General features: G+C 59.0%; 19 protein-coding genes. 10 read left to right on the forward strand and 9 right to left on the reverse strand.

Annotated features, from left to right (window positions below):
* Nucleotides 1–132 precede the first annotated feature (132 nt).
* Entirely contained in the window at nucleotides 133–1,479 is a 1,347-nt protein-coding gene (locus DYL59_RS07630) for a DEAD/DEAH box helicase (protein WP_135288619.1), read from the forward strand.
* Nucleotides 1,480–1,527: 48 nt separating this feature from the next.
* On the opposite strand, the gene DYL59_RS07635 is transcribed toward DYL59_RS07630, so the two are convergent.
* Nucleotides 1,528–1,797 carry a hypothetical protein gene (locus tag DYL59_RS07635; RefSeq protein ID WP_135288620.1) on the reverse strand — a complete coding sequence of 90 codons (270 nt, stop codon included), beginning with the start codon at nucleotides 1,795–1,797 and terminating at the stop codon, nucleotides 1,528–1,530.
* 154 nt (nucleotides 1,798–1,951) lie between these two features.
* Between DYL59_RS07635 and DYL59_RS07640 the strand changes: the two genes are divergently transcribed.
* On the forward strand, nucleotides 1,952–2,341 hold the full coding sequence (locus DYL59_RS07640) for a transcriptional regulator (RefSeq protein WP_135288621.1): 390 nt from the start codon (nucleotides 1,952–1,954) through the stop codon (nucleotides 2,339–2,341).
* 122 nt (nucleotides 2,342–2,463) lie between these two features.
* Here DYL59_RS07640 and DYL59_RS07645 read toward each other — a convergent pair whose 3' ends face one another.
* From DYL59_RS07645 to DYL59_RS07655, 3 genes are all read right to left on the reverse strand, one after another.
* Nucleotides 2,464–3,330, reverse strand: coding sequence for a DUF6279 family lipoprotein (locus DYL59_RS07645; RefSeq protein ID WP_135288622.1), 867 nt, complete (start codon nucleotides 3,328–3,330; stop codon nucleotides 2,464–2,466).
* 65 nt (nucleotides 3,331–3,395) lie between these two features.
* Nucleotides 3,396–4,118 carry a TorF family putative porin gene (locus DYL59_RS07650; protein ID WP_135288623.1) on the reverse strand — a complete coding sequence of 241 codons (723 nt, stop codon included), beginning with the start codon at nucleotides 4,116–4,118 and terminating at the stop codon, nucleotides 3,396–3,398.
* A gap of 207 nt (nucleotides 4,119–4,325) precedes the next feature.
* On the reverse strand, nucleotides 4,326–4,505 hold the full coding sequence (locus DYL59_RS07655; protein WP_003193095.1) for a hypothetical protein: 180 nt from the start codon (nucleotides 4,503–4,505) through the stop codon (nucleotides 4,326–4,328).
* Nucleotides 4,506–4,828: 323 nt separating this feature from the next.
* On the opposite strand from DYL59_RS07655, the gene DYL59_RS07660 reads away from it, so the two are divergent.
* The 3 genes from DYL59_RS07660 to DYL59_RS07670 all read left to right on the forward strand — a co-directional run bounded on the left by DYL59_RS07660 (nucleotide 4,829) and on the right by DYL59_RS07670 (nucleotide 7,819).
* Nucleotides 4,829–5,665, forward strand: a complete 837-nt coding sequence (locus DYL59_RS07660; RefSeq protein ID WP_135288624.1) for a CvfB family protein — start codon at nucleotides 4,829–4,831, stop codon at nucleotides 5,663–5,665.
* Nucleotides 5,666–5,778: 113 nt separating this feature from the next.
* Nucleotides 5,779–6,177, forward strand: a complete 399-nt coding sequence (locus DYL59_RS07665) for a DUF2177 family protein (RefSeq protein ID WP_135288625.1) — start codon at nucleotides 5,779–5,781, stop codon at nucleotides 6,175–6,177.
* Between the two features lie 199 nt (nucleotides 6,178–6,376).
* The gene (locus DYL59_RS07670) at nucleotides 6,377–7,819 is read left to right on the forward strand and encodes an NCS1 family nucleobase:cation symporter-1 (RefSeq protein WP_135288626.1); all 1,443 of its coding nucleotides are present in this window, start codon (nucleotides 6,377–6,379) and stop codon (nucleotides 7,817–7,819) included.
* On the opposite strand, the gene DYL59_RS07675 is transcribed toward DYL59_RS07670, so the two are convergent.
* The gene (locus DYL59_RS07675; protein WP_135288627.1) at nucleotides 7,731–8,930 is read right to left on the reverse strand and encodes an MFS transporter; all 1,200 of its coding nucleotides are present in this window, start codon (nucleotides 8,928–8,930) and stop codon (nucleotides 7,731–7,733) included. The two genes, DYL59_RS07670 and DYL59_RS07675, sit on opposite strands and share 89 nt — an antisense overlap.
* A 104-nt stretch (nucleotides 8,931–9,034) precedes the next feature.
* Here DYL59_RS07675 and ptrR point away from each other — a divergent pair, with 104 nt between their 5' ends.
* From ptrR to DYL59_RS31595, 3 genes are all read left to right on the forward strand, one after another.
* Nucleotides 9,035–9,928, forward strand: a complete 894-nt coding sequence (ptrR, locus tag DYL59_RS07680; RefSeq protein ID WP_135288628.1) for a putrescine utilization regulator PtrR — start codon at nucleotides 9,035–9,037, stop codon at nucleotides 9,926–9,928.
* Nucleotides 9,929–10,071: 143 nt separating this feature from the next.
* Nucleotides 10,072–10,194 carry a PA1414 family protein gene (locus DYL59_RS31875; RefSeq protein WP_272948820.1) on the forward strand — a complete coding sequence of 41 codons (123 nt, stop codon included), beginning with the start codon at nucleotides 10,072–10,074 and terminating at the stop codon, nucleotides 10,192–10,194.
* Between the two features lie 823 nt (nucleotides 10,195–11,017).
* Nucleotides 11,018–11,596, forward strand: coding sequence for a hypothetical protein (locus DYL59_RS31595; RefSeq protein WP_238340639.1), 579 nt, complete (start codon nucleotides 11,018–11,020; stop codon nucleotides 11,594–11,596).
* Between the two features lie 70 nt (nucleotides 11,597–11,666).
* Here the strand turns inward: DYL59_RS31595 and DYL59_RS07690 are convergent, their stop codons facing one another.
* The 4 genes from DYL59_RS07690 to speB are packed head-to-tail and all read right to left on the reverse strand — an operon-like array spanning nucleotide 11,667 to nucleotide 15,976.
* Nucleotides 11,667–13,049 (reverse strand): sodium:solute symporter family protein, encoded by a 1,383-nt coding sequence (locus DYL59_RS07690; protein WP_135288629.1) that lies wholly within the window; start codon nucleotides 13,047–13,049, stop codon nucleotides 11,667–11,669.
* A 24-nt stretch (nucleotides 13,050–13,073) separates the two neighbouring features.
* Nucleotides 13,074–14,582: a purine-cytosine permease family protein gene (locus tag DYL59_RS07695; RefSeq protein ID WP_135288630.1), complete on the reverse strand. Its 1,509-nt coding sequence runs from the start codon at nucleotides 14,580–14,582 to the stop codon at nucleotides 13,074–13,076.
* Between the two features lie 21 nt (nucleotides 14,583–14,603).
* Nucleotides 14,604–15,026: a YybH family protein gene (locus DYL59_RS07700; protein ID WP_135288631.1), complete on the reverse strand. Its 423-nt coding sequence runs from the start codon at nucleotides 15,024–15,026 to the stop codon at nucleotides 14,604–14,606.
* Nucleotides 15,026–15,976 carry an agmatinase gene (speB, locus tag DYL59_RS07705; protein ID WP_135288632.1) on the reverse strand — a complete coding sequence of 317 codons (951 nt, stop codon included), beginning with the start codon at nucleotides 15,974–15,976 and terminating at the stop codon, nucleotides 15,026–15,028. The genes DYL59_RS07700 and speB overlap by 1 nt, the downstream gene beginning before the upstream one ends.
* A gap of 249 nt (nucleotides 15,977–16,225) precedes the next feature.
* Here speB and DYL59_RS07715 point away from each other — a divergent pair, with 249 nt between their 5' ends.
* Together DYL59_RS07715 and DYL59_RS07720 are read left to right on the forward strand one after the other, a co-directional pair.
* A complete protein-coding gene (locus DYL59_RS07715; RefSeq protein ID WP_135288634.1) occupies nucleotides 16,226–17,119 on the forward strand; it encodes a LysR family transcriptional regulator in 894 nt (297 codons plus the stop codon).
* 6 nt (nucleotides 17,120–17,125) lie between these two features.
* The gene (locus tag DYL59_RS07720; RefSeq protein WP_135288635.1) at nucleotides 17,126–17,716 is read left to right on the forward strand and encodes a tRNA-uridine aminocarboxypropyltransferase; all 591 of its coding nucleotides are present in this window, start codon (nucleotides 17,126–17,128) and stop codon (nucleotides 17,714–17,716) included.
* Nucleotides 17,717–17,752 lie beyond the last annotated feature (36 nt).

Genomic DNA, 17,752 nt, shown 5'->3' on the forward strand with positions numbered 1-17,752 from the left:
GTTGGCCTCACGGACAAAAGTGCTCACAAAAAAGCGACTGATTAGTGCCGTTCGCGTAAAGAAACTCGGTTTGAGCGCCCGAAACCGGTACCCTATGCCGCTGATATTTTGTATTTCTTCGAGGTAGCACCCGTGTTTTCCCAATTCGCCCTGCACGAACGCCTGCTCAAAGCCGTGGCCGAGCTTAAATTTGTCGAGCCTACGCCTGTGCAAGCAGCGGCCATCCCGCTCGCGCTCGAAGGGCGTGACCTGCGGGTGACGGCTCAAACCGGTAGTGGCAAGACCGCCGCTTTTGTCCTGCCGGTGCTGAACCGCCTGATCGGCCCGGCCAAGGTCCGTGTGAGCATCAAGACCCTGATCCTGCTGCCAACCCGTGAGCTGGCCCAGCAGACCCTGAAGGAAGTCGAGCGCTTCTCGCAGTTCACCTTCATCAAGTCCGGCATCATCACCGGCGGTGAAGACTTCAAGGTCCAGGCCGCCATGCTGCGCAAGGTGCCAGACATCCTGATCGGCACGCCAGGCCGCATGATCGAGCAACTCAACGCCGGCAACCTTGACCTCAAGGAAGTCGAAGTACTGGTGCTGGACGAAGCCGACCGCATGCTCGACATGGGCTTTGCCGATGACGTACAGCGCCTGGTGGGCGAGTGCGTCAATCGCCAGCAGACCATGCTGTTCTCCGCCACCACCGGCGGTTCCACCCTGCGCGACATGGTTGCCAAGGTGTTGAACAACCCTGAGCACTTGCAGGTCAACAACGTCAGCGACCTGAACGCCACCACGCGCCAGCAGATCGTCACCGCTGACCACAACGTGCACAAAGAGCAGATCCTCAACTGGCTGTTGGCCAATGAGACCTATCAGAAGGCCATCGTCTTCACCAACACCCGTGCTGCTGCCGACCGTATCTACGGCCGCCTGGTGGCTCAGGACTACAAAGCGTTCGTGCTGCACGGCGAGAAAGACCAGAAAGACCGCAAGCTGGCCATCGACCGCCTGAAGGCTGGCGGCGTGAAGATCCTGGTAGCCACCGACGTCGCTGCTCGCGGCCTGGACGTGGACGGCCTGGACCTGGTGATCAACTTCGACATGCCCCGCAGCGGCGACGAATACGTGCACCGCATCGGCCGTACCGGGCGTGCTGGCAATGATGGCCTGGCCATCTCGCTGATCTGCCACGGCGACTGGAACCTGATGTCGAGCATCGAGCGCTACCTCAAGCAGTCGTTCGAGCGCCGCACCATCAAGGAAGTCAAAGGCACCTACACCGGGCCGAAGAAGGTCAAGGCGTCGGGCAAGGCCGTTGGCGTGAAGAAGAAAAAGACCGACGCCAAGGGTGACAAGAAGAAGACCGGCGCCAAGTCGCCGACCAAGCGCAAGATCGCCAACCGTCCGAAGACCGACAACCTGTCGTTGGTCAGCAAAGACGGCATGGCCCCGCTCAAGCGTCGCAAGCCAGAAGCGCCGGCTGCCGAGTAAGGTTGGGCTGCTATAAAAAAACCGGACATTTGTCCGGTTTTTTTTGCCTCAGCTTTTGGCTTTGGCTGCTGCTTCGTCCAGATCCTTCATGCGCTGGTCAATCAGTTGGCATTTGTCGGGCAGATCGGCAGCAGTGGTGTCCATATCCATTTTGCGCAACTCTTCGTTGATTTCCTTGGCCTTGACCTCATCAGTGACGCTTTTGACTTTCTCGGCCAGTTGCTCACGTTTCTGGGTAGCCTCTTCTGGCGTGCAGGCCCAGGCGGGCAGGGCGCAGAACAGGGCGGTGGCAATGGCCAGGTTTATCAGGGTTTTCATGATCAGACCTCCTTGGCGGTTATGAGCAGTTGAGGGCGCGAACGTCTGGAAAGTTCAGAGAACTCACGCCCGTCAGTCAGGCTGAACGGCGGCTCACGAGGCGTGTCCCATTTTCAGACGGGCTACTTTCCTTTGGCCTGCAGGAGGAATCAGGATGACGACTTACAACTGGGATCTGATCGAGCGTTTGCTGCACGAAGTGCAGAACGGTGAGGGCAGTTTCGCACCGCGCAAATATGCCGAGCAGGAAGCGGCCGAGAAGGCCACGGCGGGCGAGTCCACCGGGAATCTGGATACGTTGAAAAAGACGGCTGCCGATTACGAGGCGCTGTTGTTTAAGCGCGGGTTTATCGAAACGCGGCCTGAAGAGGAGGGTGGCAATGGTGAGAATTTCATTTTGACGCCATTGGGTGCGCAGCTGCTGGCGCTGATCGACAGTTCGATCCCTGGCAATGACCACCCGCGTCAGGTGTTGGATGAACAAGTGGATGCGCTGGACCCAGCGACGTTTGCCGAGGTGGCCTCCAAGGCTCAAATCGCCTGATCAATGTATGAAGATCCACTGTGGGAGGGGCGGTGCGACGATTCGACTTGCTCCCGATAGCAGAGTGCCAGTCAATTCAGTAGGTGGCTGATCCACCGCTATCGGGAGCAGCCCCTCCCACATTAGTTCGAGGCGTTCTTGAGGCATTTGAGTGCCTTGAAGTCGCTGCGCACGCCGTCGATTTTCTGGGTGAGTTTTAGCCGCTGTTGCGGCGTGCTCTGGGCTATCAAGTCCACCAGAAGGCTGCGCGCTGCTGCTTCGGTTTGGGCATAGGCCTCGCGATATTGTGGTGTCCAAAGGCTTTCTCGATTGACCAGCAGTTGCTCAATTTTTTTCGGGAAATCTGCGCTCTTGCGCTGTTGCACGGCATCGATGAATTGTGCCTGCCAGCGGGCGCGGTTGCCGATCCATTCCTGGTTCTGATTGCCGAGGGCGGTGGACCAGGCCATGACCCGATTTTGCTGGCTGGTGCTGAGTGGGCCAATCCAGGCATCCAGGCGCTTGCTCATGCGTACGGCGCGCTCCTTGATCTGTTGTTCCAGAGGCGGCTTCAGGTATTCGTCCTGGCGTTTGCGCAGGTCCTTGGCCAGGGCGTCGTTCATCTCCTTGACCTGCTGGTCATCCAGGCCTTGCAGCAGTTCTATGGCCGAGGGGCTGATGGTGCGGGCGGTCTCGGCGATGGCTGTCTTGGCTTCTGTTGTACGAGCCTGCAGGGCAGCATCGGTCACCTGATTGTCGTCGACCATGTGTTGCAGGCGGTCCAACCAGTCCAGATAACCCGGCAATTGAGTGGTGCAATGCCAGGCCAGGTGCTCCTTGAGTTTGTCGTTGAACCAGTCTTTCTGCCCGGGGCGCATGTCCAGGTAGTCGCTGAGGGTCCAGGGGATGATCACGTCCAGGTTGCGGTAGGCCAGGCCCACACGGTTGCAGCCGCTGAGCACCAGGCTCAGGGTCAGCAATACCATCAGGAGTTTGAACCGGCGCAGCATGGGCGAGTCCTTGAATTGAGGGGTTATTGCATGTGAACCCTCGCTGGGGGCGACAGTTCAGCCCATCAATAAAACGACCGCGCCGCCTTCAAGGTCAACAGCCCATCGCATTGCGAATTGTGTCCGGAGTAGGCCGAGCAATCGCCGCCGCTGAGGTTGGAGTCGCTGTAGATCAGGTTGAGGTCCACACCCATCCACTGCCTGGAGAATTGCACCGACCAGTCGCTGAAGGTACGTATGGAGCCGCCCTCGACTGATACCGGAGTGCCCAACTGATGAGTGGTGTACTTCATGCTCACGCCAATGCCGAAAGGCTGGGTGCCGCTGAGGTCGGCGAACAGGGTGCTGTCCTGGCGGTCCGGGTCATTGCTGAAGGAGGCACCGAAACGGTTGCCCAGCAGGTTCAGGCCGCCATAGAACTCCTGGCTGTCGAGGGGGCTGAGCTTGGGGTAACTGTAATGGATCAGGCCCACTTCATAGCCCAGGGTCTGGTCGAAGGGGTGTTTGAAGCCCATATAGGAGTCGACTTCGAGAGTGCTGTCTGGGGACAGGCCCATGCTCGGCGAGAATTGGCCGATATACAGGCCACTGTCGTGGCTCAGGTCTAGCCCGCCATGGAACGAATCGCTGCCCGGGGAGGTGGGCTTGACCAGCCCCTGGGCCATGCTGCGGCTGGGCGTGGTGCCCAATTTCAGGTCGAAGTCACCCAATTCGCGCTGGAAGATCTGCGCTTCGGCGAGTGGGCTGGCTGCCAGGGCAGTGACCAGGAATATGCAGGGCTTGAACATGCTTCACTCCATGAAAAGCGAGGAGCAGTAACGGAGAAAATCGGGCAGATGCCCGTGCTAGACGTGTGCAAGCATACCGACGAATGCCGGAAGGTGAGGCCCGTTCGTCGATTGGCACAAACATGGATGCGTTGGGGGAGGTGTTTCGGGCTCTAGTCCTAGCGCCTTGATGGCAAGGCGCTTAGGGACCAGGTGTGTTGCGCGGTGTTACTTCTTGCCCAGGCTGATCTGCTTGGACGGGCCGAAAGTCTGGCCGCTTACGCCCTTGGCAATTTGCTGGATTTCGCCGCCGGACTTGAGGAATGCAGCAATCTGGCTGTTGATCGATTCGCTGGTTTCAACGGCGGGAGCTGGCTTTGCTTTGCTGTTGGATGCTTTTACGCGCATGGCGGCCACTAACCTGTAGAAAATTAACTTGGCCAGGCATCGTACAGGAAATACTTGACAATTGCTTGGCAAATATCCTCCAGGAATAAAGCGCGCGCCTGAAAATAACCCAAGTTTATCTTTGAAATATGCCCCTAACTTACTGTTTTAACTCAAAACCGAAGGGCGGGGTTAGCCTGAGTGACTCAGCAAAATTCAGCCAAATGATCGGACGAGCGGGGCAGGGCCATTGGAACGCCACGCAACCCCGTGATTTTTCAGGCGTGCGCGCGTGGCGGGCGCAACTCGGGTAGAATGCCGCCCACGTAATGAGGGTATTGGACATGGCTTTAGTCGGGCGCTACAACAGTTTGCAAGTGGTTAAACACACTAACTTTGGTTTGTACTTGGACGGTGCGCAAGACGGTGAAATCCTCTTGCCTAATCGGTATATCCCCAAAGATATCCCCAGTGAAGATGAAGACTGGCTTAACGTTTTCATCTATCTGGACAGCGATGACAAACTTATCGCCACGACCGAAAAACCGAAAGTTCAAGTGGGCGAGTTTGCCAGTTTGAAAGTGGTGGAAGTCAACAGCATTGGTGTATTCCTCGATTGGGGTTTGCCAAAGGATTTGTTGCTGCCGTATTCGGAAGAAAAGCGCCAGATGACGGCCGGTGAATACTGCGTGGTGCACGTCTACCTCGACAAGCACACCAAGCGAATCACCGCCACTGCGCGGCTGGACCGCTACCTGGACAAGACCCCGGCCAACTACCAGGTGGGCCAGGAAGTCGACCTGCTGGTGGCCGAAGCCACGGACATGGGCTTCAAGGCGATCATCAACAACAAGCACTGGGGCTTGATCCACAAGAACGAAGTATTCAAGTTCCTGCGTCCGGGCAAGGTAGAGAAGGGCTTTATCAAAGAGATCCGCGCCGATGGCAATATCAGCCTGAGCCTGCAACCGGTCGGCCAGGAAGCGGCCTCCAGCCTGAACTCGAAGATCCTCGCCAAGTTGCGTGAAAACAACGGCACTCTGCCGGTCAGCGACAAGAGCGACCCGGCGGTGATCAGCAACTTGTTCGGGGTGAGCAAGGGCAACTTCAAGAAGGCCATTGGCGCCCTCTATAAGCAGGGCCAGATTGTGATTCACGCGGATCGCATTGAACTAAGCTGAGTGCCGCTTGCTCTTCTGTAGGAGCGAGCTTGCTCGCGAAAGTATTCCAGGCGCATCACCGCGTCGGATGTACGTTTTTCGCGAGCAAGCTCGCTCCTACGGTGGGTCTTCCAATGTCCAAAAAAGTGTTATTCGCTTACCTCGGCACCCTGGTTGCTTTCCTGGTGCTCGATGGCCTCTGGCTCGGCGTGCTGATGGGGCCGACCTACAAGTCCCTGCTGGGCTCGCTGATGCTGGATCAGCCCCGCCTGTTGCCAGCAACGCTCTTCTACCTTCTCTATGTCCTCGGTTGCGTGGTGTTCGTGGTTTTGCCCAGCGCCAGCTGGCAGCGCGCGGCACGCCTGGGCGCTTTGCTGGGCCTGGTGGCTTATGGCACCTATGACCTGAGCAATTGGGCCACGCTGCAAGGCTGGTCGGCGACGCTTGCGGTGATGGACATGGCCTGGGGTACCGTTCTTACGGCGCTATGTTGCTCGTTTGGGTATTTATGTGCACATCGAGTGCGCCAATGATTGTGTACAGGTTTTTTGTGCACCGTTGCTGAGCGAAGTCCCGGTATCTAAACTTCATCCCGTCCCTTTGGGTCGCCGTTCCGCAGGGATTGTGTGCCATTGGCACGTATTCTGCTGACTGCTTCGTATACAAACCACGCCGCCCCCCGTATGCATACCCGCAACGGCGGCGCAGGCCGGTACTACGAGGAGCCCAGCGATGACCGAACAATTGCCCAAAGGCTATAGCCCGCGCCTGTACAACCAGGACCTGGGCCCACTGCCGCAAAAGTGGACCTGGTACAACATCTTCGCCTTCTGGATGAGTGACGTGCACAGCGTGGGTGGTTATGTATTCGCCGCCAGTCTGTTTGCCTTGGGGCTGGCCAGTTGGCAGGTATTGATCGCGTTGCTCGCGGGTATCTGCATCGTGCAGTTGATCGCGAACCTGGTAGCAAAGCCCAGCCAGCAGGCGGCGGTACCGTATCCGGTGATTTGTCGGTTGGCCTTTGGCGTATTCGGCGCGAATATTCCTGCGGTGATCCGAGGATTGATCGCCGTGGCCTGGTACGGGATTCAGACCTATTTGGCGTCAAGTGCCTTGATCATTGTGGTGCTGCGTTTTTTCCCACAGATGGCGGTATATGCAGAGCCGCATTTTGCGGGCCTTTCCTATCTGGGATGGTTTGGTTTCCTCAGCCTATGGGTGCTGCAGGCGGCGGTGTTCTGGGCCGGGATGGAGTCCATCCGCCGCTTTATCGATTGGGCCGGGCCGGTGGTGTATGCGGTGATGTTTGCCTTGGCGGGCTGGATCGTATGGAAGGCAGGTTGGGCGAATATCAGTTTTACCCTGTCGGAAAAGTCCCTATCGGGCTGGCAGGCTTTTGGCCAGGTGATCGTGGCCACGGCGCTGGTGGTGTCCTACTTCTCCGGGCCCACCCTGAATTTCGGTGACTTCAGCCGTTACTGCCGCAGCATGCAGGATGTACGTCGTGGCAATTTCTGGGGGTTGCCAGTGAATTTCCTGGCGTTCTCGCTCGTCACCGTCGTAATCGTTTCCGGCACCTTGCCGGTGTTTGGCGAAATGCTCCACGACCCAATTGCCACCGTATCGCGCATCGACAACAGCATGGCGGTACTGCTTGGCGCCTTTGCGTTTGTAACCGCCACCATTGGCATCAACATCGTCGCCAACTTCGTGTCCCCGGCGTTCGACTTCGCCAACGTTGCTCCGAGCAAGATCAGTTGGCGTGCTGGCGGCATGATTGCTGCCGTGGCCTCGATCTTTATCACCCCCTGGAACCTGTTCAATAACCCGCTGATGATCCACTACACCCTGGACATCCTCGCCGCGTTTATCGGGCCATTGTTCGGCATCCTGCTGGTGGACTTCTACCTGATCAAAAAACAGAAGATCGATGTGGATGCGCTGTTCGATGACAGCCCCAGCGGGCGCTATTACTTCGATGGCGGTGTGAACTGGACGGCGGTCAAGGCCTTGGTGCCGGCAACACTGGTGGGCGTTGCCATCACGTTCACCCCCGCGTTGCAGGGCATGGCCAACTTTGCCTGGTTTACCGGGTGCTTCCTGGGTGGGCTGTTTTTCCTGGTGTTGGCGCGGCGCGAGCAGCTTCGTGCGCCAGCGCCGATGGTTGCCGGCTGATCAATATCGAGCCCGCCACTATCAAGCCGGCGCCGGCAATCACCAGCGCCGGTTGCAGGCCGCCGCTCACATGGCTGCTCACCGACGCCAGTAACGGTCCACACAACTGGCCGATGGCGAAACTGGTGGTGAGCAGGCCGGTGCTGCGCTGATAGCCGTGGGGCGCGATGTCCCGCAGGCGTGCCATCACCAATTGCATGCAGGCCAGGAACGGTGCGCCGCATAGCAACACCCCCAGCGCCAGCCCCCAGCCATTGCCCAGCAGGCACGCCAATACTCCGGCAGCTTGTAGCCATAACGTGGTCATCAACCAGCGGCGGGTGGTTTGCGGGTGTTTACGGCGCAGGCTTGCCACCCCCACGCCAATCGCTGCGGCCAGGCCAAAGCACGGCCAGAACAGGTCGGCCTGCCAGGCGCCTTGGAACTGTGCGTTGGCCATTTGCGCTAAAAAAGTCGCCGGGATGATGTAGCCCAAGCCGAACAGGAAATAGATCCAGCCCAGGTGCGCGATGCTTGCATTCTCATCAGTCTTTGCCTCGGTTGTGCTGGTCGGGCTGGGCTGTGGCAGGAACGGCAGAATTACCAGCAACATCAGCAATGCCACCCCGCCATACACCAGCCACAACGTCGCCGAGGTTTGCCCCAGCAGGTTTGAGCCCAACGCCAGCAACCCCGTCAGCAAAATCCCCAATCCAGGCCCGGCAAATATCAACGCCCCAAGGCGTGGGCGCCCGGCCGCCAGCGCCAGCGGTTGACTCAGGCTGGTAATCATCACCAACGCCCAGGCACTCGCCACGCCTGTACCAAAGCGTAACAGCAGGTGCGCCCAGAACCCGTGAGCCCAGTACGACGCCAGGATCAGCAGCACGCACAACCACAGACCACCGTACAAGCGACCACGAACGTGGTGATGGCTGCGCGCAAAGATCGAGTCCACCGCACCCACGAAGTAACCCAGATAGTTCGCCGCTGCGATCAAGCCGGCGCCGGTCAAGTCGATCTGCCCTTCGCTGAGCAAATGCGGCATTTGCGGGGTGAGGGCGAAACGGCCGATGCCCATGGCCATCATGAGGGCGACGCAACTGGCGAGTAAGCGAATCAGGCGTGACATGGTCGGGGTTCCTGTAAGGCAGCGAATGACCTTCAGGCTAAAGCTGATTGACTTTCTGTAAAATTGAATAATAGTGAGTAACTTGTTCAGTTTTGGAGAAAGGTATGGAGTTCAGTCAATTGCGCATTTTCCAGGCCGTGGCGGAAGAGGGCTCCATTACTCGGGCGGCCGAGCGCTTGCACCGTGTGCCGTCGAACCTGTCGACCCGGCTCAAACAAATGGAGGAGCAGCTCGGGGTAGAGTTGTTCGTGCGTGAACGTCAGCGTTTACAGCTTTCTCCTGCGGGAAAAGTGTTACTGGACTACAGCACCCGCCTGCTGGCCTTGCACGACGAAGCCCATGGCGCCGTGCAGGGTGGCCAACCGGCCGGCGATTTTGTGCTGGGCAGCATGTACAGCACTGCGGCGGTTCATTTGCCAAAGTTGTTGGCCGGTTATCACAAGGCGTACCCGATGGTGAACCTGCAGGTGCAATCGGCGCCCAGTGGTGAGGTGCTGGAAGGCTTGATTACCGGTCGCTTGGACGCAGGTTTTGTGGACGGCCCCGTCACCATTGCCACCCTGGACGGCGTAGCGCTGTGCGAAGAGCGCTTGGTGCTGATCTGCGAGGCTGATCACCCGCCGGTGCGCGGGCCGCAAGATGTCGCCGGACGTTCGGTGTTCACCTTCCGACGCAGCTGCGCCTATCGCACCCGGCTGGAAACCTGGTTTTCCCACGAGCGCGTGGCCATGGGCCGTGCGATTGAGATCGAGTCCTATCAGGGCATGCTTGCGTGTGTGATCGCCGGTTCCGGGGTGGCATTGATGTCCCAATCCATGCTCGACAGCCTGCCGGGCAAGGACAGCGTGTCCGTTCATCCGCTGACAGGGCCTTTTGCCACTGCAACCACCTGGCTGATGTGGCGAAAGGGTATGCTCGGCGCTAACCTCAACGCATGGATTGACTTGCAGCAGGCGGGCAAGGCCGAAGTCCTGCAAGACACACGGGCCATTGCTTGAACGAGCCGTCAGGATTTGAATCAATTCAGTAATAGTTCGTTGTGGTTTCGTTCAAGCATTACGTAGGACTTAGGGCTACTATCAGTGTAGGAAAAGGCGACAGAATTGGCGCCTGCCAGCATTACCCTCAAAGGGGGCAAACCATGAAAGAGAAAATTCAAAACTGGCTCCACGACCTTGGTGTTGCACTGGGCTTGATCGAGCCGCCGATGCAACCCATACCGATTCGTACGGATGACGAGCAGCGCCGGCCGCGTCGCAGGTAATCGCCAGTCACAGCCGAATTAAAAATGTGGGAGCGGGCTTGCTCGCGAAGGTGGTGTGTCAGTCGATGAATAATTGGCCGATACACCGCCTTCGCGAGCAAGCCCGCTCCCACAGTCGGTTGTGTGCCAGGCACAACTGGCGGGTGAAACATCCGGTGTCGCACCCGCTGAAGTAACCATTTCCTATCCAGCTATTCGCCACATCCTCCTCCCCAGTACGCCAATGACATTCAAGCGTAGGAATCGAGCTACCTGCTTATCAGAACCACCTGGCTTATTTAGTTTTTCAGATGCGCGTAGGTTCAGTGCCGACAGCCAGTACGGCCACTGTAATCGGACAACGCGCACACGTATTTCGGCAGTGGCCTGACTCATCGATAAGTCCGTATTGATGGAGACCTAGCCATGTCGCTCTCAAGCGCTGCGCCAGTCACCGCGTCACTGATAGCCACGACCGAAACGATCTTGCATATCGCACCTGTGTCGAAACGCTGGAGGACCGATGCACCCAGCAACGTGGTATTTCTTCCCTCAACATTGACCAAGCAAGCCCTGCTGATACAGATCGCACTCCTGCGTCCATCAGTGATCATTGTTGGGGATCAAGTCATCGATGCAGACATCATTGGCCAATGGCGGGTATCTCACCCCTTCGCAGAACTGCGCTTGGTCCGCAGGGGCACAAGTCTGGATAGGGTGAGGCTGGACCTGTGCCGGTCCAACGACATTCGAGTGATCATACGCCTGGGGTCAACGCGCCGCACGTCGCGGCTTACATCGCACATTGGCTGACACAGGCCGATGGCTCCATACCCGGTGATGTGTGAGCGTGATGGCCTTGCACGGTCTTGTGAGGCGCAAGCTCGCACAATCATTGACGATCCCCGCCCAGCCGGTAGATGCCGGGGCTGCGCGTGTGTCGGTTATCGGTAGAGGTATCAACGGCCTGCTGCAGGCGGTGATGCTTCGTCTGGCGAATTATCAGGTTACGGTGTACGGAGGAAACCAGGAGAACGATGGCACCAGTCACAACTGCGCCGATCAGTATTTGGCCATTGAGTGCAATCGTGCAGGTATCACGTTGTTTGAAAAACTCATTGCCGATAATCAATCGTTGGCAATGGACACTGCCCATCTAATGAATGAACTGGAGGCGCTTTTGCAGCGCTCCGGTGTGGAGTTCGTATCCGCGCCTCTGAGCCTGGCCAAAATTGCTGAGCTGAGTAGAGAGCACTGCGTCGTTACTGCGACGCGAGGGGAGAACGGGCATTCGATTGTTTATTGCGGTGCTTATCATCGAATTGCGACCGACGAAACTTATTGCGCAAGTGCAACGCGGGCCTTGGTGTGGGCATGTTTGGTACAGGAAGTTATCCAGGCCAAGCTCAAACATGAAAGTTGAATAACAAAAAAACGGGCACGACATCCGACGTCGTGCCCGCTGAAGAAACCGCTCTAAATGCCCTTACACATCACACCGCCCGAGCTGCCACCGCCGCAGGCTTTCGCGACAACAAACTCACCAGCACAAAACTCACCAACCCCACCGTCAGGCTGTAGTAGATCGGCGTGTTCGCATCCAGCCCATCCTTGAACATGAACACCAGCGCCGTCACAAAGCCCAGTGTCATCGACGTAATCGCCCCGGATGTGGTTGCACGCTTCCAGAAGATCGCACCGATCAGCGGGATCAACATGCCGCCTACCAGCAGGTTGTACGCCAGCGTCAGGGCACTGATCACGTCGTTGACCACCAGCGCGATGCCCAGCACGGCAATCCCGGTCAACATTGTGAACAGGCGGTTGATCGCCAGGCTCGACTGTTTACCGCCACGCAAACGCGGCAGCAGGTCTTCGGTCAGCACGGTGGAGGCTGCCAGCAAGCCGGCACTGGCGGTGGACATCATTGCGGCCAGTGCAGCGGCGATCACCAGGCCACGGATGCCATCTGGCAGCGAGGCTTTGACGATGGCGGCGAAGGCGTTGTTGACGTTGTCCAGGTCCGGGATCAGCACATGGGCGGCCATACCGATCAACGCACAGGCCAGGCCGTAGAGGATGCAGTAGAAGCCAGCGAAAGTGCCTGCGTACTTGGCGACCTTTTCGTCACGGGCGGTGAACACCCGTTGCCAGATGTCCTGGCCGATCAGGATGCCGAAAAAGTAGATCATGAAGTAGGTGATGATCGTGTCCCAGCCAATCGCGGTGAAGCTGAAACTCGACGCCGGCAGCTTGGCCACCAGTTCGTCCCAGCCGCCAACGCGGTATAGGCAGATTGGCAGCAGGATAAACATCAGGCCGACAGTCTTGATCACGAATTGCACGATGTCGGTGAGGGTCAGCGACCACATGCCGCCGATGGTCGAATACACCACCACCACGCCACCGCCCAACAGCACCGAGATCCAGAACGGCAGGCCGAACAGCACTTGCAGCACCGTGCCGATGGCCAGGATCGAGGTGACGCCGATCATCAGCGCGTAGGCCAGCATGATCACCGCGCTGGCCTGGCGGGCCATGGGGTTGTAGCGTTTTTCCAGCACCTGGGTGACGGTGAAGATCTTTAGCTTGAGCAACGGCTTGGCCAGGAACAGGTTCAGCGCAATGATCCCCATGCCCAGCGCGGCGCACAGCCAGAAGCCGGAGATGCCATGTACATAACCCAAGCGCACGGTACCGACGGTGGAGGCACCGCCCAAGACCGTGGCGGCCATGGTGCCCATGTACAGCGACGGCCCGAGGTTGCGACCGGCCACCAAATAGTCTTCGTGGGTCTTGGCACGGCGCATGCCGTAGTAACCGAGCACCAGCATGCCAGCGGCGTAGATGAGTACGACGAATAAATCCAAAGCCATGACGGCGGTTCTCCGATTATTTTTTTAGGTAGGGGAGTGGGCTGTGGTAAGTGCACTGCCTGTGGCAAGGGAGCTGGCTCCCGCGGGCCCATACACCGCAGCCGGCTCAGGAAAAACGCGCAGCAAGGTCAGGTAAACCACCGACGCCAACCCCAGCGTCACCGGCAAACTGATATCAATGCCATCGGCCAGATTGCCCAAGGGCCCGACAAACTGCCCCGGCAAGTTGACGAAGCACAGCCCCACCAACGCGCTCGGAATCCACGCTCCCAGCCCACGCCAATTCCAGCCATGGCTGAACCAGTAGCGGCCGCCGGTTTCTCCACGGGTGAACACCTGCAAGTCATCCGGGCAGTAGAAGCCGCGACGCACGATCAGGCCGATGATCATCATCACCATCCACGGCGTGGTGCAGGTGATGATCAGCACGGCGAAGGTCGACACGCTCTGCACCAGGTTGGCGGCGAAACGTCCGATAAAGATGAAGGCAATCGACATCACCCCGATCAGCAAGGTGGCCTTGACCCGCGACAGCAGGCGCGGGAACACGCTGGACATGTCCAACCCCGTGCCATACAGCGAGGTGGTGCCGGTGGACATGCCGCCGATCACCGCAATCAGGCACACCGGCAGGAAGAACCAGGTCGGTGCTACCGCCAGCAAGCCGCCGACGTAGTTGTTGGCCGCGATGTAGTCCGGTGCCTTGATCGCTACGATGGTCGCGGTGGCCAGGCCGAACAGGAACGGGATCAACGTGGCGATTTGCGCCAAGACCACCGCCAGCATGATGCGCATTTTCGGCGTCTCACGCGGGATGTAGCGCGACCAGTCACCCAGGAACGCACCGAAGGAAATCGGGTTGCTCATGGCCACTAGCGCAGCGCCAATGAAGGCAGCCCAGAAGCCGGTCTGGCCCATTGCGACAGTGCCTGCAAAGTGGCTGTCGAAGGCTGGCGCAAAGGCAAAGATCCCCAACAGGAACAGCAGACTCGCCGCCCATACCGCAATGCGGTTGACCCACAGCATGAAGCGAAAGCCGTAGATGCACACGGTCAGTACCAGGATCGCGAACACGCCGTAGGCCAAGCCCAGGGTCAGGTCGGTTTCCGGCAGGCCCACCAGACGTTTCGCACCGCCCACCAGTGCATCGCCTGAACTCCACACCGACAGTGAGAAGAAGGCAATCGCCGTCAGTAGCGACAGAAACGAGCCGACAATCCGCCCGTGCACGCCAAAGTGCGCACCGGAAGACACAGCGTTATTGGTGCCATTGATCGGTCCGAACAGGCCCATGGGCGCCAGGATCAGCGCACCCACCAGCACGCCCAGCACAATCGCCCAGGCACCGGCCTGGAACGACAAGCCAAACAGCACGGGAAAGGAACCCAGCACGGCGGTGGCAAAGGTATTGGCACCGCCGAAGATCAGTCGGAACAGATCCTTGGGGCCGGCGGTACGTTCATGGTCCGGGATCTGTTCGACCCCGTTGGTTTCTATCTTGCGAATACGTTTATCGTTGTTTTTATTATTCATGATCAGCTCCGATCACATTGGCTAAGGGGGCGGCAGCCCTTCCGGCATAGCGGACAAATGTTCGTGACAGGCCAGCCACAGGCCTTCTTTTTGTTGTGTGCCAGATCCTTGTCGTTTGAAGACAATGGTCTCGCGTTCCTGGCTAAAGAATTGCTCCCCGTTCATGCGCAGCTCGGTGGCCACGTCATGAATAAAAATCGCCACGTCGCCTTGCAGGCTGACGAAGCCATTGCTCGATGTGCAGGACAGCACCTCGAACCCCTGGTCCTCGCGCCAGCTGTCCCACAACGCCTGGTAGGCATCGCGACTGAGCAGCGGCTGGGGGAGGGTGTAGAACACAAAGCTGGCGTCGGCCGTGAACGCGCCGAAGTAGGCGGCGCGGTCATTGCGGGCGAAGGCTGCCACCAGGTCGGCGGCGGCTTGCAGAACCGGCTGCGCGCTCATCAGCGATGCGCCACGCCAGGCAGTACGCAAAGCATTTCGTACAGCAGGTTGGCGCCCAGCAGCGAGGTGTTGCCGGTGGTGTCGTAGGGCGGCGAAACTTCTACCAAATCGCAACCAACCAGGTCCAGGCCCTGGCAACCACGGATGATCTCGATGGCCTGGATGGTGGTGAGGCCGCCGATTTCCGGAGTGCCGGTGCCCGGTGCCCAGGCCGGGTCGATGCCGTCGATGTCAAAGCTCAGGTATACCGGGCCGTTGCCGACCTTTTCACGCACTTCGGCCATCAATGGCGCGAGGGAGTGGTGCCAGCATTCTTCGGCCTGGACTACACGGAACCCCTGTTTGCGGCTCCAGTTGAAGTCTTCGGCGGTGTAGCCCTGGGCGCGCAGCCCGATCTGCACCACACGGTCGCAGTCCAGCAGGCCTTCTTCCACCGCACGGCGGAAGGTAGTGCCGTGGGCGATTTTCTCGCCGAACATATGGTCGTTCACATCGGCGTGGGCATCGATGTGCACCAGGCCAACCTTGCCGTGTTTTTTGTGGATGGCGCGCAGGATCGGCAGGGTGATGGTGTGGTCGCCGCCCAGGGTCATGGGGATCACATCGTGTTCGAGGATCTCGTCGTAGGCCTCTTCGATGATGCGCACCGCGTCCAGCAGGTTGAACGTGTTGATCGCCACGTCGCCGATGTCGGCCACCGAGAGTGAGTCGAACGGTGCGGCGCCGGTGGCCATGTTGTAGGGGCGGATCATCACCGACTCGGCGCGGATTTCACGGGGCCCGAAACGGGTGCCGGCGCGCAGCGAGGTGCCGATGTCCAGGGGCACGCCGACAAAGGCGGCGTCCAGGCCCTTGGCGGTTTGCAGGTGGGGGAGTCGCATCATGGTGGCGATGCCGGCAAAGCGCGGCATTTCGTTGCCGCCCAGTGGTTGGTGAAAAATCTTGTCCACGGGAGTGCCTCATCGTTGTTTTGTTTGTTAGGGGCCGATTCTGCGAAATGTGTGGAAACGAAAGAATCGGCAGGGGCAAATACTTAGTTCAGATTTTTCTAAACTAATGCCTGGGGTAAACTCCCCAATCCTTGTAGGAGCGAGCTTGCTCGCGAAAAACCTGAGAGTGCCGCGTTCCTCCAGGTTTCCTGCGTGATCGTTGACGATCTTCGCGAGCAAGCTCGCTCCTACAGTTAGTGTGGAAATCTTATGGCCAACGCCTTGCCCGACCTGAAACTCCTGCGCATCTTCGTCAGCGTCGTGCGTCACCAGGGGTTCGCCAACGCCCAGCACGAACTCAACCTGTCCACCTCGGCTATCAGCACTTATATGAGCCAGTTGGAATCGGCGTTGGGCCTGGTGCTGTGCCATCGCGGGCGTGGCGGGTTCAGCCTGACCAGCAAGGGCGAGTTGTTTTATCAGGAAACCCTGCGCCTGTTGGGCGAACTGGAAGGCTTCGAGCAATACGCGGCCGCGTTGAAGGGCGAGCTGCGCGGCACCCTGAAACTCGGCGTGCTCGATTCCACCGTCAGCGACAAGGCCCTGCCATTCGCCGAAGTCATCGGCGCCTACAGCCTGGAACACCCGGCGGTACACCTGCATTTGTCGGTGATGAGCCCTTACGAGTTGCAACTGGGCGTTCAGGACAACCGCCTGGACCTGGCCATCGGTGCCTTTTCCAACCGCATGAGCGGGTTGATCTACATGCCGCTGTATCGCGAACAGCACTGGCTGTATTGCAGCACCCGCCACCCGTTGTTCAACGAGCGGCGCATTCCCGAACAAGTCATCACCCAGCAACGCATGGTGGGCCGTGGCTATTGGAGCCAGGCGGAACTGGCGCGCCACGGTTTCAAGCACAGCGCGGCCACGGTGGAAAGCATGGAGGCCCAACTGATTCTGGTGCTGTCTGGCGCCTATATCGGCTACCTGCCGGAACACTACGCCCAGGCCTGGGCCGACAAGGGTGATTTGCGCGTGCTGCTGCCGGCAACCTTTGGCTACCAGGCGCCGTTCTCGATGATCATGCGCCGTGGTCGCAGCCGCGAGCCGTTGATCCAGACCTTTCGTGACTTGCTCAAAACCCAGCTCAACCAGGCCTGATAAACCATGTCCAGACCCCAGTGTTCCCGTTGCCTCAGGCCTGTCACCCATTGCCTGTGCCCTTTGATCCCCAGCCTTCACAGCCGCACCCGCATATTGCTGCTGCAACATCCGAGTGAGGTCAACCATGCACTCAATACCGCGCGGTTGGCGGCGTTGGGGTTGAACAATGCGCAACTGGTGGTGGGCGAGGTGTTTGAGGAGTTGGCGACGTTACTGAACGTGCCGGGCTATCAGGCGCGGTTGTTGTTTCCGGCGGACGATGCGCAGACGCTGCAGGCCTATGAGCCCCAGGATCAGCCCTTGCTGCTGGTGGTGCCGGATGGTACGTGGCGCAAGGCGCGCAAGATGCTGCACCTCAACCCGTTGTTGGCGGCGTTGCCTCGGGTGACCTTGCCCGAGGGCGCAGTTTCGCGCTACCGGCTGCGCAAGGCTCCGGCGCCGGGTGCGTTATCGACGGTGGAAGCGATCGTTCAGGCCTTGCAGGCGCTAGAGGCGCCGACGTCTTTCGAGGCGTTGCTCAACCCATTTGACGCGCTGATCGAAGGGCAGATTGCCGCAATGGGCCCCGGTGTTTTCGAAAAAAACCACGGCTGAACCCTGGTACTACATAGCTACCGAAGCGGCTGGCGG

It is taken from the genome of Pseudomonas kairouanensis (genome assembly GCF_004682055.1).
Taxonomy (GTDB): domain Bacteria; phylum Pseudomonadota; class Gammaproteobacteria; order Pseudomonadales; family Pseudomonadaceae; genus Aquipseudomonas; species Aquipseudomonas kairouanensis.

Excerpts from the sequence above, each read along its gene's own strand:
- DYL59_RS07700 (WP_135288631.1), bottom strand. The coding sequence starts at position 15,026 with ATGAGCGCGCAGCCGGTTCTGCAAGCCGCCGCCGACCTGGTGGCAGCC.
- DYL59_RS07690 (WP_135288629.1), bottom strand. The coding sequence starts at position 13,049 with ATGGCTTTGGATTTATTCGTCGTACTCATCTACGCCGCTGGCATGCTG.
- DYL59_RS07695 (WP_135288630.1), bottom strand. The coding sequence starts at position 14,582 with ATGAATAATAAAAACAACGATAAACGTATTCGCAAGATAGAAACCAAC.
- DYL59_RS07665 (WP_135288625.1), top strand. The coding sequence starts at position 5,779 with ATGTCCAAAAAAGTGTTATTCGCTTACCTCGGCACCCTGGTTGCTTTC.
- DYL59_RS07650 (WP_135288623.1), bottom strand. The coding sequence starts at position 4,118 with ATGTTCAAGCCCTGCATATTCCTGGTCACTGCCCTGGCAGCCAGCCCA.
- DYL59_RS07660 (WP_135288624.1), top strand. The coding sequence starts at position 4,829 with ATGGCTTTAGTCGGGCGCTACAACAGTTTGCAAGTGGTTAAACACACT.
- DYL59_RS07670 (WP_135288626.1), top strand. The coding sequence starts at position 6,377 with ATGACCGAACAATTGCCCAAAGGCTATAGCCCGCGCCTGTACAACCAG.
- DYL59_RS07655 (WP_003193095.1), bottom strand. The coding sequence starts at position 4,505 with ATGCGCGTAAAAGCATCCAACAGCAAAGCAAAGCCAGCTCCCGCCGTT.
- ptrR (WP_135288628.1), top strand. The coding sequence starts at position 9,035 with ATGGAGTTCAGTCAATTGCGCATTTTCCAGGCCGTGGCGGAAGAGGGC.
- DYL59_RS31875 (WP_272948820.1), top strand. The coding sequence starts at position 10,072 with ATGAAAGAGAAAATTCAAAACTGGCTCCACGACCTTGGTGTTGCACTG.
- DYL59_RS07675 (WP_135288627.1), bottom strand. The coding sequence starts at position 8,930 with ATGTCACGCCTGATTCGCTTACTCGCCAGTTGCGTCGCCCTCATGATG.
- DYL59_RS07640 (WP_135288621.1), top strand. The coding sequence starts at position 1,952 with ATGACGACTTACAACTGGGATCTGATCGAGCGTTTGCTGCACGAAGTG.
- DYL59_RS07720 (WP_135288635.1), top strand. The coding sequence starts at position 17,126 with ATGTCCAGACCCCAGTGTTCCCGTTGCCTCAGGCCTGTCACCCATTGC.
- DYL59_RS07635 (WP_135288620.1), bottom strand. The coding sequence starts at position 1,797 with ATGAAAACCCTGATAAACCTGGCCATTGCCACCGCCCTGTTCTGCGCC.
- DYL59_RS07645 (WP_135288622.1), bottom strand. The coding sequence starts at position 3,330 with ATGCTGCGCCGGTTCAAACTCCTGATGGTATTGCTGACCCTGAGCCTG.
- DYL59_RS07715 (WP_135288634.1), top strand. The coding sequence starts at position 16,226 with ATGGCCAACGCCTTGCCCGACCTGAAACTCCTGCGCATCTTCGTCAGC.